At 73.9% G+C, this 13,923-nt stretch carries 12 protein-coding genes; 7 read left to right on the top strand and 5 right to left on the bottom strand.

The window, feature by feature from the left end; all coding sequences use genetic code 11:
• The first annotated feature begins 144 nt into the window (after nt 1-144).
• From J2S46_RS35760 to galK, 5 genes are all read left to right on the top strand, one after another.
• Complete coding sequence (locus J2S46_RS35760) at nt 145-1,758, top strand: AMP-binding protein (protein WP_191292156.1); 1,614 nt, start codon at nt 145-147, stop codon at nt 1,756-1,758.
• A 73-nt stretch (nt 1,759-1,831) separates the two neighbouring features.
• Nucleotides 1,832-2,479, top strand: coding sequence for a TetR/AcrR family transcriptional regulator (locus J2S46_RS35765; RefSeq protein WP_191292155.1), 648 nt, complete (start codon nt 1,832-1,834; stop codon nt 2,477-2,479).
• Between the two features lie 79 nt (nt 2,480-2,558).
• A complete protein-coding gene (locus tag J2S46_RS35770) occupies nt 2,559-2,957 on the top strand; it encodes a hypothetical protein (protein WP_191292154.1) in 399 nt (132 codons plus the stop codon).
• Between the two features lie 160 nt (nt 2,958-3,117).
• Entirely contained in the window at nt 3,118-4,260 is a 1,143-nt protein-coding gene (gene galT / locus J2S46_RS35775; protein WP_191292153.1) for a galactose-1-phosphate uridylyltransferase, read from the top strand.
• Nucleotides 4,257-5,408: a galactokinase gene (galK, locus tag J2S46_RS35780; RefSeq protein ID WP_191292152.1), complete on the top strand. Its 1,152-nt coding sequence runs from the start codon at nt 4,257-4,259 to the stop codon at nt 5,406-5,408. Before galT ends, galK begins: the two co-directional genes overlap by 4 nt.
• 75 nt (nt 5,409-5,483) lie before the next feature.
• Here the strand turns inward: galK and pgm are convergent, their stop codons facing one another.
• Nucleotides 5,484-7,124 (bottom strand): phosphoglucomutase (alpha-D-glucose-1,6-bisphosphate-dependent), encoded by a 1,641-nt coding sequence (gene pgm, locus J2S46_RS35785; protein ID WP_191292151.1) that lies wholly within the window; start codon nt 7,122-7,124, stop codon nt 5,484-5,486.
• A gap of 145 nt (nt 7,125-7,269) precedes the next feature.
• On the opposite strand from pgm, the gene J2S46_RS35790 reads away from it, so the two are divergent.
• Complete coding sequence (locus tag J2S46_RS35790; protein WP_191292150.1) at nt 7,270-7,470, top strand: DUF6011 domain-containing protein; 201 nt, start codon at nt 7,270-7,272, stop codon at nt 7,468-7,470.
• A gap of 128 nt (nt 7,471-7,598) precedes the next feature.
• Nucleotides 7,599-10,070: a SpoIIE family protein phosphatase gene (locus J2S46_RS35795; protein ID WP_191292149.1), complete on the top strand. Its 2,472-nt coding sequence runs from the start codon at nt 7,599-7,601 to the stop codon at nt 10,068-10,070.
• A gap of 99 nt (nt 10,071-10,169) precedes the next feature.
• Here the strand turns inward: J2S46_RS35795 and J2S46_RS35800 are convergent, their stop codons facing one another.
• The 4 genes from J2S46_RS35800 to J2S46_RS35815 form a co-directional block, all read right to left on the bottom strand.
• Nucleotides 10,170-11,789: an MFS transporter gene (locus J2S46_RS35800; protein WP_191292148.1), complete on the bottom strand. Its 1,620-nt coding sequence runs from the start codon at nt 11,787-11,789 to the stop codon at nt 10,170-10,172.
• A complete protein-coding gene (locus J2S46_RS35805; protein WP_229913049.1) occupies nt 11,786-12,340 on the bottom strand; it encodes a TetR/AcrR family transcriptional regulator in 555 nt (184 codons plus the stop codon). The genes J2S46_RS35800 and J2S46_RS35805 overlap by 4 nt, the downstream gene beginning before the upstream one ends.
• 360 nt (nt 12,341-12,700) lie before the next feature.
• A complete protein-coding gene (locus J2S46_RS35810) occupies nt 12,701-13,093 on the bottom strand; it encodes a cell division protein SepF (RefSeq protein WP_190215149.1) in 393 nt (130 codons plus the stop codon).
• Between the two features lie 270 nt (nt 13,094-13,363).
• Entirely contained in the window at nt 13,364-13,888 is a 525-nt protein-coding gene (locus tag J2S46_RS35815; protein WP_191292146.1) for a DinB family protein, read from the bottom strand.
• Between the last annotated feature and the right edge of the window lie 35 nt (nt 13,889-13,923).

Below are 13,923 nucleotides of genomic sequence, written 5' to 3' on the forward strand. Positions count from 1 at the left end.
TCAGCCGCGCTCCGTGGCCGGGCAAGCGCGCCGCGCCTCCCGTGCCGATTTTTCGTCAGTTCGGATCATCGGCGGGCATCTGTCCACCGGGCCGGATCGGCGCCACCCTGTGAGCAGTCGTCAGGATCCACCCAGGAGGCATGCATGGTGTTCCGCAGCGAGTACCCCGACGTCGAGCCCGTCGACCTGCCCGTCCACCTGGCCGTGCTCGGCGCGGCCGGCGAGCACCCGGACGTGTCGGCCCTGATAGACGGCGTCACGGGGGAGTCGGTGAGCTACGGCCGGCTGGCCGGGGCCGTCCGGCGGGCGAGCGCGGGGCTGGCGGAGGCGGGGGTGCGGCCCGGCGACGTGGTGGCCCTGTACAGCCCCAACACCATCGCCTACCCGGTGGTCTACTTCGGCGCGACGGCGGCGGGCGCGACCGTCACCACCGTCAGCTCGCTCACCACCGCCGGTGAACTGGCCACCCAGCTCCGCGACAGCCGGGCCCGCTGGATCATCACCGTCTCGCCGTTCCTGCCGGTCGCCCGGGCCGCCGCCGACGCGCTGGCCGCCGAGGGCGAGCCGATCGCCGAGATCATCGTCTGCGACGGCGCCGAGGGCCACCGCTCGCTGGCCGACCTGCTGGCGTCCACCGCGCCCGAGCCCACGCCGGTGATCGACCCGGCCGCCGACATCGCCGTGCTGCCCTACTCCAGCGGCACCACCGGCCTGCCCAAGGGCGTGATGCTCACCCACCGCTCGATCGCCACCAACCTGGCCCAGACGGACGCGCTCTACCGCCCGGCGGTCGGTGAGCGGGTGCTGGCCGTGCTGCCCTTCTTCCACATCTACGGGCTGGCCGCACTGCTCAACCAGCCGCTGCGCTGCGGCGCGACCGTGGTGGTGCTGCCCCGGTTCGATCTCGAACAGTTCCTGCGGACCATCCAGGAGCAGCGGGTGGAGGCGCTGATCGTCGCCCCGCCGATCGTCCTCGCGCTGGCCAAGCACCCGCTGGTCGGCCGGTACGACCTGTCCTCGCTGCGGTACGTGCTGAGCGCCGCCGCGCCGCTGGACGCCGACCTCGCCGAGGCCTGCGCCCGCCGGCTCGGCCTGCCGCGGATCCTCCAGGGCTACGGCATGACCGAGCTGTCGCCCGTCACCCATGTCGTATCCCCGTACGACCCGGACCCGGCGCGCGGCTCGGTCGGCCGGCTGGTGCCCTCCACCGAACTGCGGATCGCCGCGCTGGAGGGCGAGGACGCGGGCGGCGCGGCCGCCGGCGCCGACCTGGGGGCGGGCGAGCCGGGGGAGATCCTGGTCCGCGGGCCGCAGGTGATGAAGGGCTACTTCGCCCGGCCCTCCGACACGGCCGCCACCATCGACGCGGACGGGTGGCTGCACACCGGCGACGTCGGGTACGTGGACGAGCGCGGCTACCTGTTCGTGGTGGACCGGGTGAAGGAGCTGATCAAGTACAAGGGTTACCAGGTGGCGCCCGCCGAGCTGGAGGCGCTGCTGCTGACCCATCCGCAGATCGCCGACGCGGCCGTGATCGGCGTCCAGGGCCCGGACGGGGTCGAGCGGCCGAAGGCCTTCGTGGTGCGCGCGCCCGGCAGCGGGCTGACCGAGCAGCAGGTCGCCGACTTCGTCGCCGGGCAGGTGGCCCCGTACAAGAAGGTGCGGGCAGTGGAGTTCCTGGAGGCGGTGCCGAAGTCGGCGAGCGGGAAGATCCTGCGGCGGGAGCTGCGGGACCGCGAACGGGCGGCGGCCGGGTGATCTGGGAGGATCGGGGCGTCCGCCCAGGACCTGCCCGCAGCTCCACCCGCACCCACAGGGACGCCGACTGCCGATGACCACCCCGCCGACCACCACCCCGCCGCAGGCCGGCCAGGCCGCCGCCCGCGCGCCGCAGCAGGACCGCAGTCGCGCCACCCGCCGCAGGCTGCTGGAGGCGGCCGTGGAGTGCCTGGCCGAGCTGGGCTGGAACGGCAGCACGGTCTCGGTGGTGGCGGAGCGCGCCGGGGTCTCCCGGGGGGCGGCCCAGCACCACTTCCCGACCCGCGAGGATCTCTTCACCGCGGCCGTCGAGCACGTCACGGCCGAGCGTCTGGCAGCCGTCCGCGCCCACGCGGACGAGCTGCCGGCGCCCGGCCCGCGGCGGACCGAGGCGGTCGTCGACATGATCGTGCGGCTCTACACCGGCCCGCTGTTCCGGGCCGCGCTGCACCTGTGGGTGGCCGCCGCGACCGAGGAGCCGCTGCGGGAGCGGATCGTGGCGCTGGAGAACCACGTCGGCCGGGTGTCGCACCGCGCGGCGGTCGACTTCCTGGGCGTCGACGAGAGCACCCCGGGCGTGCGGGAGACCGTCCAGGCCACCATGGACATGGCCCGGGGCCTGGGCCTGGCCAACCTGCTCACCGACGACAGCGCCCGCCGCGCCGGTGTGGTCCGCCAGTGGGCGCGGGTGCTGGACGCTACCCTCGGCGCGGCCGGATAGCCGGCGCGCTTGGGATCCCCGGTGGCGGGGGGCGGGAATCGCACTGGCCGCCGAGCCGGTCCTTCGGGAGACTGCCCGGATGCTGATACCCACCACCTCCGCCATGGCCGGCTACGTCGAGGCCGTCCGCATCACCGATCCGTCCGCCTGGCGGACCGAAGCCGGCACCGTGGCCGGCGAGACCGTCGACCGCTGGGAGGACGCCCAGGAGGTGTTCGGCCTCGTGTCGGCGCTGCCCGTCGGCCCGGCGATGCGCTGCTTCGTCCCGGGGTTCGGGATCCGGGCGCATGCCGCTGCCGGGGGCCTCTTCGAGGGCCAGGTCCTGTTCGAGATCGCCTTCTGCTTCAGCTGCCGGTGGGCGTTCTTCCTCGGTGCGGCCGTCGCCCCGGACATCGCCAGTCAGGCTTTCGACACCACCAGCGCGCCGGCCCGTGAGCTGCTGCGCCGCTTCCGGGAGAGCGCGGCGGCCGCCGGCTGACCCGCCCCCTGGCCTGCGGGGGAGGCCTGCGCGGGCCGGTATTCGGTGGCCGAAAAAACATATCGCCGTCTGATGTTGACTTTTGTCGCATCGGGTTCGAATATGTTGGCAACGCTCGCCCCTGCGGGCCGAGACCGAGCGCAGCCAGAAAGCGGAAGCCGTGAACAAGACCATCACCAAGCTGGCGGACGGCCGCGAGCTGATCTACTACGACGCGCGGCCCGGTACGGTACGTACCGCAGTCGACTCCCGCGCGCTGGAGCCGGTCGCCAGCCTCTCCGAGGTCCGGCGCGACCCGGTGACCGGTGACTGGGTGACCGTCGCCGCCCACCGCCAGGGCCGCACCTACCACCCGCCGGCCGACCAGTGCCCGCTCTGCCCCTCCCGGGGCGGACGCACCAGCGAGGTGCCGGACGCCGACTACGAGGTCGTGGTCTTCGAGAACCGGTTCCCCTCGCTCGGCGCCGACGCCCCCGGCGGCCAGGCCGAGGACCCGCTGCACACGGCCGCCGCCGGCACCGGACGCTGCGAGGTGGTCTGCTTCACCCCCGACCACGAGGCCTCTTTCGCCGACCTCACCCCCGAGCGGGTCGCCCTCGTCCTGGACGCCTGGACGGACCGCACCGCGGAGCTGTCCACGCTGCCGGACGTCCGGCAGGTCTACTGCTTCGAGAACCGCGGCGCGGAGATCGGCGTCACCCTGGCCCACTCCCACGGCCAGATCTACGCCCTCCCCTTCGTCACCCCGCGCACCGCCCGGATGGCCGGGCAGGCCGCCGCCCACCGCGAGGGCACCGGCCGCAACCTCTTCGAGGACCTGCTGGCCGCCGAACTCGACCAGCACGCCCGGGCGGTCGCCGCCGGCGACCTGGACCACGACCGGGTGGTGCTGGCCGGCGAGCACTGGACGGCCTTCGTCCCGTTCGCCGCCCGCTGGCCGTACGAGGTGCACCTCTACCCCAACCGCCGGGTCCGCGACCTGACCGCCCTCACCGAGGCCGAACGCGCCGAGTTCCCCGGCCTCTACCTGGACCTGCTGGGCCGCTTCGACCGCCTGTTCGTCGAACCCGGTCAGACCGTCCAGGCCTCGCCCACCCCGTACATCGCGGCCTGGCACCAGGCTCCGTCCGGCGACGACCGCCCCGGGCTGGACGAGCTGGCCCTGCACCTGGAGCTCTTCACCGTGCGCCGGACGGCGGGCAAACTGAAGTACCTGGCCGGCGTCGAGTCCGGCATGGATGCATTCGTCAACGATGTTTCGCCCGAGGCCGCGGCCCGGCGCCTGCGCGAGGTGGCCCGATGACCGACAACCAGCTGACCGATGCCTTCACAGCCGTCCACGGCGGCGCCCCCGACGGGATCTGGGCCGCACCAGGCCGGGTCAACCTGATCGGCGAGCACACCGACTACAACGACGGCTTCGTGCTGCCCATCGCCCTGCCGCACGCCGCCCGGGCGGCCGTCCGCCGGCGCGAGGACGACCTGCTGCGCCTGCACAGCGCCCAGGCCGACGGCGCGGTGGTCGAGCTGACCGCCGACGAGCTGCGGCCCGGCACGGTGCCCGGCTGGGCCCGGTACGCGGCGGGCGTCGTCTGGGCCCTGCGGGACGCCGGGCACCCGGTCGGCGGCGTCGACGTCCACCTGGACAGCGACGTGCCCACCGGCGCCGGCCTCTCCTCCTCGGCCGCGCTGGAGTGCGTGGTGGCCGTCGCCTGCAACGACCTGTGGGACCTCGGGCTCGGCCCCGTCGAGCTGGGCCTGCTCGCCCAGCGCGCCGAGAACGTCTTCGTCGGCGTGCCCTGCGGCGCGATGGACCAGCTCGCCTCCACCTGCTGCGAGGCCGGACGGGCCCTCTTCCTGGACACCCGCACGCTGACCGCCCGCCAGCTGCCGGTCGACCTGGCCGCCGCCGGGCTGCGGCTGCTGGTGATCGACACCCAGGTCAAGCACGACCTCGCGGACGGCGCCTACGCCGAGCGCCGCTCGGGCTGCGAGAAGGCCGCCGAACTGCTCGGCCTGGCCGCGCTGCGCGACCTCGACCTGGCCGGCCTGCCCGCCGCCCTGGAGACCCTCCCCGACGAGGGGCTGCGCTCCCTGACCCGGCACGTGGTGACCGAGAACGCCCGGGTGGAGGCCGCCGTCGAGGCGCTGCTCACCGGGGACCCGGCCGCCCTCGGGCCGATCCTCACGGCCGGCCACGCCTCGCTGCGGGACGACTTCCTGGTCTCCTGCGCCGAGACCGACCTGGTGGTCGCCACCGCCAACGCCGCCGGGGCGCTGGGCGCCCGGATGACCGGCGGCGGCTTCGGCGGCTCGGTGATCGCCCTGGTCGCCGACGCCGACGCGGACCGCGTGGCCGAGGCCGTCACCGCGGCCTTCGCCGCGGCCGGGTACACCGCCCCGCGGGTCTTCACCGCCCTCGCCGCCCAGGGCGCCCGCCGGCTGGCCTGAGCCGATCGCCGCCGCACGACAGGACCGCCGCCCCACCCCGGCCTTCAGGGGCGGCGCGGCGGCCCTGTCGTACTGTCAGGCGCCGAGGACGTCGTTGACGAGGGTGCGGGCCTCGTCCTGGACCTGGGCGAGGTGTCGGGGTCCGTGGAAGCTTTCGGCGTAGATCTTGTAGACGTCCTCGGTGCCGGAGGGGCGGGCGGCGAACCAGGCGTTGTCGGTGCAGACCTTGAGGCCGCCGATGGGGGCGCCGTTGCCGGGGGCCTGGGTGAGGATCTGGGTGATGGGTTCGCCGGCGAGGGTGTCGGCCTTGACCTGTTCGGCGCCGAGTCGTGCGAGCAGGGCCTTCTGTTCGCGGTCGGCGGGTGCGTCGAGGCGGGCGTAGGCGGGTTCGCCGAAGCGGGCGGTGAGGTCGGCGTAGCGTTCGGAGGGGCTGCGGCCGGTGACGGCGGTGATCTCGGCGGCGAGCAGGGCGAGCAGGATGCCGTCCTTGTCGGTGGTCCAGACCTCGCCGTCGCGGCGCAGGAAGGAGGCGCCGGCGGACTCCTCGCCGCCGAAGGCGACGGTGCCCTCGGTGAGCCCTTCGACGAACCATTTGAAGCCCACCGGCACCTCGACGAGGGTGCGTTTCAGTTCCTGTGCGACGCGGTCGATCATCGAGGACGAGACCAGGGTCTTGCCGATTCCGGCGGTCAGGGACCAGTCCAGACGGTGGCGGTAGAGGTAGTCGACGGCGACGGCGAGGTAGTGGTTGGGGTTCATCAGACCGCCGTCGGGGGTGACGATGCCGTGCCGGTCGGCGTCCGCGTCGTTGCCGGTGGCGATGTTGTACTCCTCCCGGCGCCCGATGAGGGAGGCCATCGCGTAGGGGGAGGAGCAGTCCATCCGGATCCTGCCGTCCCAGTCCAGTGTCATGAACCGCCAGGTGGGGTCGGTGAGGGGGTTGACCACGGTGAGGTCCAGGCGGTGCGTCTCGGCGATGCGGCCCCAGTAGGCGACGGCGGCGCCGCCCAGCGGGTCGGCGCCGATCCGCACGCCCGCGGCGCGCACCGCGTCCAGGTCCAGGACGTGGGGGAGGTCCTGGGTGTACTGGGTGAGGTAGTCGTGGCGGCCGGTGGTGGCGGCGGCCAGTGCCCGGGTGTAGGGGATGCGGCGCACGGCGGTGAGCTTGGTGCGGATGAGTTCGTTGGCGCGGTCCTGGATCCAGCCGGTGGCCTCGGAGCCGGCCGGGCCGCCGTGGGGCGGGTTGTACTTGAAGCCGCCGTCGCGGGGCGGGTTGTGGGAGGGGGTGACGACGATGCCGTCGGCGCGGCCGCGGGGGTGCGCACGGTTGTGGGTGAGGATGGCGTGCGAGACCGCGGGAGTGGGTGTCCAGCCGCCGTCGCTGTCCAGCAGGACCTCCACGCCGTTGGCGGCCAGCACCTCCAGGGCGGTCGCGCTCGCCGGCTCCGACAACGCGTGGGTGTCCGCACCCAGGAACAGCGGCCCGTCGGTGCCCTGGATGGCACGGAACTCGCAGATCGCCTGCGTCGTCGCCGCGATGTGATCCTCGTTGAACGCCGTGTCCAAGGAAGAACCACGATGCCCCGACGTACCGAACGCCACCCGCTGCCCCGCCTCCCCCGGATCCGGACGCAACGTGTAGTACGCCGTGACCAGCCTGGCGACGTCCACCAGATCCCCGGGCTGCGCCGGGGAACCGGCTCGTGCGTGCACCATCGCGATCTCCTTCACCGATTGTCAGAAATCCTGCCCGCAGGCTAGGCCCACGCCCGGGCCGGCGCACCACCGCCGGGCTCCACCACGCCGCCTACCCGGGCGGGCCGCGTCCCACGCCTGACCGGCCACCCGGCAGACTGTCCGGGTGGCAGTTCCCGAGCAGGACCCACCGGCCCTCACCCCACCCGTCCCCCGGCTGCTGCCGCCGACCGTCCGCTGCCGTCGCTGCGGCCGGCCGCTGCACGACCCCGAGGCCAGGATGCTGCGGCTGGGCCGGGAGTGCCGCGGCCCGGCCGATCCGGTCCAGGTGGTCGCGGGCGAGCAGGACGCCCTGCCCGGCCTCTAGGCCGATCCGGGGCCTCCGGTGGTGTCGGAGGGGTCGCCCTCGGGCCGATCACCGTGCACCCTTGAGGGGAACCCGGCCGGGCGCGGATCGCCCATCCCGGGCACGTGCCGACTGGGTGGTTCCTGAGCATGCGCGGATTCGAGTGGGACACGCCTGACGACGCCCGCCGCGAACGGCCGGGCGGCGATCCGGCGCGTCTGGACGGCCACCGGCTCGTCCCGCTCGCCACCGCGCTGCTGCAGGGCGACGGCCTGATCCTGCACTGGAGCGAGGACGCCGAGGCCCTGCTGGGCTACACCGCCGAGGAGGCGGTCGGCAGCTACGCCGCCCGGCTGCTGGTCGGGGAGGAGGAGTGGCCCCGGGTGGCCGAGCTCTTCGGCCAGATCATGGAGGGCCGAGGCTGGTCCGGGGTCTTCCCGCTGCGCCATCGCGACGGCCACGTGGTCGAGCTGGAGTTCCGCACCTACCCGATCGTCGGCCCGGACGGTGCGCTGCTGCTGCTCGCCACCGCCTCCGACGTCAGCTCCCTGCGCCAGGTGGAGTCGGACCTGGCGATCCTGAACGGCTTCTTCAGCCAGTCCCCGATCGGGATGGCCGTCTACGACCCCGACCTGCGCTTCGTACGGCTGAACGAGGCGCTCGCCCGGATCAACGGGATGCCGGTCGCCGATCACCTCGGCCGTCGGATCAGCGGCATCCTGCCCGGGATAAACAGCGCGGAGATCGAGCAGGTGATGCGCCGGGTGCTGACCACCGGCCGGCCGGTGGTGGACGCCCGCTCGCACGGCCGCACCCCGGGCGACCCGCGCCGGGACCGCGCGTGGTCCGCCTCGTACTTCCGGCTGGAGGACTCCACCGGGCGGGTGCTGGGCGTCAGCTCGTCCATCATCGACGTCACCGAGCGCTTCCAGGCCGAGGCCCGGGCGGCCCGGGCCCAGGAGCGGCTGGCCATGATCGCCGAGGCCACCGCGCGGATCGGCACCACCCTGGACCTCCAGCGCACCGCCGAGGAGCTGGTGGAGGCGGTCGTCCCGCGCTTCGCGGACTTCGCCACCGTCGACCTGCTGGAGCCCGTCCTCCTGGGGGAGGAGCCCGTCCACCTGGCGGCGGACCGCACCGTCCGGCTGAACGCGGTGGCCGTCGGCGAGGCCTACGAGTCGGGGATGGCGCACGCCGTGGACACCGTCGGGGAGACCTCCGAGTACGACGCCCAGCGGGTGTACACCCAGTGCCTGCGCAGCGGCCGCCCCCTGCTGCGGTCCCATGTGGACGAGGCGGTGCTGGCCAGCCTGGTGGCCTCGCCCGACCGGGTGGGGCCCGGCATGGAGGCCGGCATCCACTCGTACCTGATGGTGCCGCTGCTGGCCCGGGGCATGGTGCTCGGCGGCTCGGAGTTCATCCGGATGCGCAACCCCGAGCCGTTCACCCCGGCCGACGTGGCGCTCGCCGAGGAGCTCGTCGCCCGGGCCGCCATCGCGATCGACAACGCCCGGCTGTACCGGCGGGAGCGCGAGACCGCGCTGACCCTGCAGCGCAGCCTGCTGCCGCAGGAGATCCACCGCACCCTCGGCCTGGAGATCGCCTACCGCTACCTGCCGAGCAGCGTGGTCAGCGAGGTCGGGGGCGACTGGTTCGACGTGGTGCCGCTGTCCTGCGGACGGGTCGCGCTGGTGGTCGGCGACGTGATGGGCCACGGCATCCGGGCCGCTGCCACGATGGGCCAGCTGCGGACGGTGGCCCGGACGCTGGCGACCCTGGACATGCCGCCCGAGCAGGTCCTCACCCGCTTGGACGAAACGGCCACGGGAATCGGCGACGGCCAGTTCGCCACCTGCATCTGTGCCGTCTTCGACCCGGTGGACCGGTCGGTGAAGGTGGCCTCGGCCGGCCACCTGCCGCCGGTCTGGGTGGCGCCGGACGGCAGCGCGCGCCGGATCGACCTGCCGCCCGGGGTGCCGCTGGGCGTCGGCGGGGTGGCCTTCGAGAGCACCGAGTTCACGGTCGCCGAGGGCGGCGTGGTCGCGCTGTACACCGACGGCCTGGTCGAGCGGCGCGGTGAGGACCTCGACGTCGGCATCGACCGGCTCGCCCGCACCCTGGCCCAGCAGGGCCGGACGCTGGAGGAGAGCTGTGACGCGGTGCTCGCCGCGCTGGTGACCGACGGCACCGAGGACGACATCGCGATGATCATGGGCCGGGTGCTGCCGGTCCCCGCCGACCGGATCGCCACCCTGCACCTGAACGGCGACGGCCGGCTGCCCGGCCACGCCCGCCGGTTCACCCGCGACACCCTGCGCCGCTGGGGCCTGTCGGTGGTGTCCGACTACGCCGAGCTGCTGGTCAGCGAGCTGGTCACGAACGCCCTGCTGCACGCCGACGCCCCCCGCCGGCTCCGGCTGTTCCGGGACCGCGTGCTGACCGTCGAGGTCGCCGACGCCGGCGGCCAGACCCCGCGGCTGCGGGAGTTCGGCGAGCAGGACGAGGGCGGGCGCGGGATGTACCTGGTGGGCGAGCTGGCCCACCGCTGGGGGAGCCGGCTGACCAAGGACGGCAAGGTGGTGTGGGCGGAGCTGGAGCTGCCGCTGGGCAGCGGGAGCTGACCGACGGCGGCCCGCGGCCCGGACGACCAGGTCGCCCGGACCGCGGGCCGGCAGGGGTCAGGCTGCGGGGCTCAGGCTGTGGGGCTCAGGTTGTGGGGCTCAGGCCGCCGGGCGGACCTCGGCGGGGGCCGGGGCGCTGTCCTCGCCCACCGTTGCCTCCCGGTGCTCCGGGTGCTGCCCGCCCTCGCCCCCGCGGCTCGCGGCGGCGCCGCGCAGCAGGACCCAGATCAGCCCGGCGGAGGCCAGCAGCAGTCCGGCCCCGAGCAGCGCGGCCAGGTGCAGGCCCTGGACGAAGGCATCGTTCGCGCCGGCCAGCAGCGGCCCGCCCAGCTGCGCGGGCAGGTGCCCGGCAGCCTCAACCGCGCCGCCGAGCGACTCGCCGGCCTGTGCGGCCGTCGCCGCGTCGGTGCCGGCCGGCACGACCAGCGCCCCGGCGTAGACGGCGCCCACCACCGAGCCGACCAGGGCGATGCCGAGCGCGGCGCCCAGCTCGTAGGCGGTCTCGGAGACCGCCGAGGCGGCGCCGGACTTCTCGGCCGGCGCGGCGCCCAGTGCCATGTCGGCGGAGAGGGCGTAGACCATGCCCTCGGCCGTGCCGACGATCAGGAAGGCGACGGCGACGAGGAGGTAGGTGCTGTCCTCGCTCACCCGGCCGAGCATGCCCAGGCCGGTGCCCATCGCGAGCAGCCCGCCGGTCAGCGCGGCCCGGACCCCGGCCCGCCGGGCCAGCCGGGCGGTCAGCAGCCCGCCCACCACCGCGCCGGCGAAGGCCGGCAGCTCGGCCAGCCCGGCCCGCAACGGCTCGTACCCGCGCACCAGCTGCAGGTACTGCGACATCACGAACACCACACCGGAGAGCCCGACCAGCGCGGTCAGCGAGGCCAGCACGGCCGCGGTGAAGCGCCGGTCGGTGAACAGCCGGACGTCCAGCAGCGGGGTGGTCAGCCGCAGCTGGCGGCGGACGAAGACGGTCAGCGCCGCCGCCCCCAGCACCGCCGTCAGAGGCACGTCCCAGCGGAGCGGGCCGTGGGCGGCCGCCTCCTTGACGGCGTAGACGACGCCGATCACCCCGGCCATCGAGAGCAGCACGCTGGTGACGTCCCAGCGGCCCGGGTTCGGGTCCTTGGACTCCGGCAGCAGCCAGCCGCCCAGGACCAGCAGGACGACCACGACCGGGATGTTGAGCAGGAAGACCGAGCCCCACCAGAAGTGCTCCAGCAGCACGCCGCCGACCACCGGGCCGAGTGCGGCGCCCGCGGCGGCGCCCGCGCCCCAGATGCCGATCGCGGTGGCCCGCTCGCGGGCGTCGGGGAAGAGCACGCGGATCAGCGAGAGGGTGGCCGGCATGATGGTCGCGCCCGCCACGCCGAGCAGGGCGCGGGCCAGGATCAGCCAGCCCGGGCCGGGCGCGTAGGCGGCCAGCAGCGAGGCCACGCCGAACGCGGCGGAGCCGGTAAGCAGCAGCTTCTTGCGTCCGATCCGGTCGCTGAGCGCGCCCATGCTGACCAGCAGGCCGGCCAGCACGAAGGAGTAGGCGTCGCCGATCCAGAGCAGCTGGGTGCCGCTGGGCCGCAGGGTCTCGCTGATCGAGGGGATGGCCAGCGACAGCACGGTGGCGTCGACCGCGACCAGGGTGACGGCCACGACGAGGACGGCCAGGCCGACCCAGCGCTGCCCGGGGTTGGAGGGAGGGGTGGTGGGGAGCATGGTGGTGCTCATGGTGTTTCAGTTCTCCTGAGTGCGCCGCCGAGGAAGAGTTCGGCGAGCGAGAATGCGCTGTCGCGGGGGGCCAGGCGTCCGTCCTGGACGGCCCAGCCGACACCGGCCACAAGGTCGAAGAAGGCTTCGCTGAGCCAGCCGGCCGAGAGCTCGATCCGGAACACGCCCTCCTGCTGCCCGCGCAGGAACAGCGCGCGCACCCGGGCGTCCTGGATCTCCCAGAGTTCGTTGATCCCGGGGTCGTCGTAGAGCTGGTTCTCCCCGGCGATGAAGGCGCAGAGCGCCGCGTCCGGGACGACCGCGTCGATGAGCCGGCGCAGTGCGGACTGCGCGTCGCCCTCCTCGACGGCGGCGGTGTCCAGCGCGGTGGCGAACTTGCGCAGGCTGTGCGCGCCCACCTCGCGGATCAGTGCCTCCCGGCCCGGGAAGATCCGGTGCAGGGTGGCGCGGCTGATGCCGGCCGCGCGGGCGATCTCGTCCAGGTGCGCGGTCGGGCGGCGGGAGAGCACGCCGACGGCGGCTTCGAGCACGGAGTCACGGTCGGTGGCCATGGGGCAAGTGTAGATCAGATGAGACATCCATGTCTCAATTTATCGCGGAGTGCCTCATCTGCAGGTCTCATGCCGAGGACGTGAGGGTGCCCGGGGCCCCGGGTGCCCGGGGGAGTCCGGGGGTGTCCGGGGGTGTCCGGGGGTGTCCGGGCCGGGTCCGTTGCCGGGGAGGGCACGGTCGGGCCGGGCCGGGGTCATAGGGATCACTTAAGGCGGAGCTGGGCCGGTCTTAGGGCTGCGGGCGGTCCGCGGGGCCGCCGGTGCGCCCGCTGTCCGGCGTGCCGGGCCGCCGGAACGGCAAAAACCGGGGACGGCGCCCGCTCTGCCGTCCCCGGTGGGGTGTCCCGCCTCGTGTACCGCTCAGCTCTGGTTGTAGAACCCGGTCTCGTCCAGCGGCCGGTCGATCACCATGACCTCGACGTCGGCCGGCGTGAGCAGGAAGACCCGGCGGGCGATCCGCTCGATCCCGCCGCAGGTGCCGAAGATCAGACCGGAGGCGAAGTCGACCATGCGCTTGGCCTCGGCGTCGTCCATCTCGGTCAGGTCCATCACCACGGGCGTGCTGGCCCGGATGTGCTCGCCGACCGTGCGGGCCGCCTCGAACCCGGTGGGCCGCAGGGAGACGATCTTCGTGGGAGCCGGTGCGGCCGGCATCGTCTCCTGGTCCGCCCAGGGATCGTCGTACGCCGCGGCCGGGTAGTTTCCGGAGGGCATCAGCCACCCGTTGTGGTGCTCGTCGCGAAGTGCTCCCATGCCGCGCCTCCCTGTCTCGTCCCGAACGCGTCCCCCCGGGTGCGCATGCCCTTTTGACACGTCATCCACTCGTCGGAACTGTCCGAGTATCGCACTGATCACCGGTTCGGTGCCCGCTCGCGACCGCCGTACGGGTCGTGGCGCGCCGCGAATCCGGGCCGACCCGGACAACAGATGCGACGCCCCAGCTCGCCGTATGGTTGCGCGCGCGGAAGACACCGTTTCCGGTCATCACGAAATTGACCGTCCGTCAACGTCGGTGAAGGGGATTCATTCCCCCGTGGTGCCGTCCACAAGCTCCCGGAGCAGATCCGCGTGCCCGTTGTGGCGGGCGTACTCCTCGATCATGTGCACCTGGATCCAGCGCAGGGTGACGTCCGCGCCCCGGCGCTTGCGCCGTCCGACCGTCTCCAGCGGGAGGCCCTCGGCGGCCCGGCGGGCGAGGGCGATCTGCGTCTGCCAGGTCGCGAAGGCCTCGGCGGTGTCCGCGGTGTCCACGCCGTTGAAGTCGCCGTCCTCGTCCTCGGCGGACCAGTAGAGCCCCTCGCTGTGCTCCTCGCCGAGCAGGATGCCCTGGTACCAGTGCCGCTCGACCTCGGCCATGTGACGCACCAGGCCGAGCAGCGAGAGCGTGGACGGCGGGACGGAGCGCAGCCGCAGCTGTTCGTCCGTCAGGCCCTCGCACTTCACGGCGAGGGTGGCCCGGTGGAAGTCGAGCCAGGAGGCCAGCATGGCGTTCTCGTCGGCGGCGAACGGGGGCTCGATGCGGTCGGTGCCGCTCGTGGTGGTGGTCATGGCGGCCATCCTGGCGCAGAGCACCGACAGAGGCG

The sequence above is a fragment of the Kitasatospora herbaricolor genome (assembly GCF_030813695.1).
GTDB lineage: Bacteria > Actinomycetota > Actinomycetes > Streptomycetales > Streptomycetaceae > Kitasatospora > Kitasatospora herbaricolor.

Coding starts and splice junctions, on each gene's coding strand:
- J2S46_RS35760 (WP_191292156.1), top strand. CDS start 145: ATGGTGTTCCGCAGCGAGTACCCCGACGTCGAGCCCGTCGACCTGCCC.
- J2S46_RS35765 (WP_191292155.1), top strand. CDS start 1,832: ATGACCACCCCGCCGACCACCACCCCGCCGCAGGCCGGCCAGGCCGCC.
- J2S46_RS35770 (WP_191292154.1), top strand. CDS start 2,559: ATGCTGATACCCACCACCTCCGCCATGGCCGGCTACGTCGAGGCCGTC.
- galK (WP_191292152.1), top strand. CDS start 4,257: ATGACCGACAACCAGCTGACCGATGCCTTCACAGCCGTCCACGGCGGC.
- pgm (WP_191292151.1), bottom strand. CDS start 7,124: ATGGTGCACGCACGAGCCGGTTCCCCGGCGCAGCCCGGGGATCTGGTG.
- J2S46_RS35795 (WP_191292149.1), top strand. CDS start 7,599: ATGCGCGGATTCGAGTGGGACACGCCTGACGACGCCCGCCGCGAACGG.
- J2S46_RS35800 (WP_191292148.1), bottom strand. CDS start 11,789: ATGAGCACCACCATGCTCCCCACCACCCCTCCCTCCAACCCCGGGCAG.
- J2S46_RS35805 (WP_229913049.1), bottom strand. CDS start 12,340: ATGGCCACCGACCGTGACTCCGTGCTCGAAGCCGCCGTCGGCGTGCTC.
- J2S46_RS35810 (WP_190215149.1), bottom strand. CDS start 13,093: ATGGGAGCACTTCGCGACGAGCACCACAACGGGTGGCTGATGCCCTCC.
- J2S46_RS35815 (WP_191292146.1), bottom strand. CDS start 13,888: ATGACCACCACCACGAGCGGCACCGACCGCATCGAGCCCCCGTTCGCC.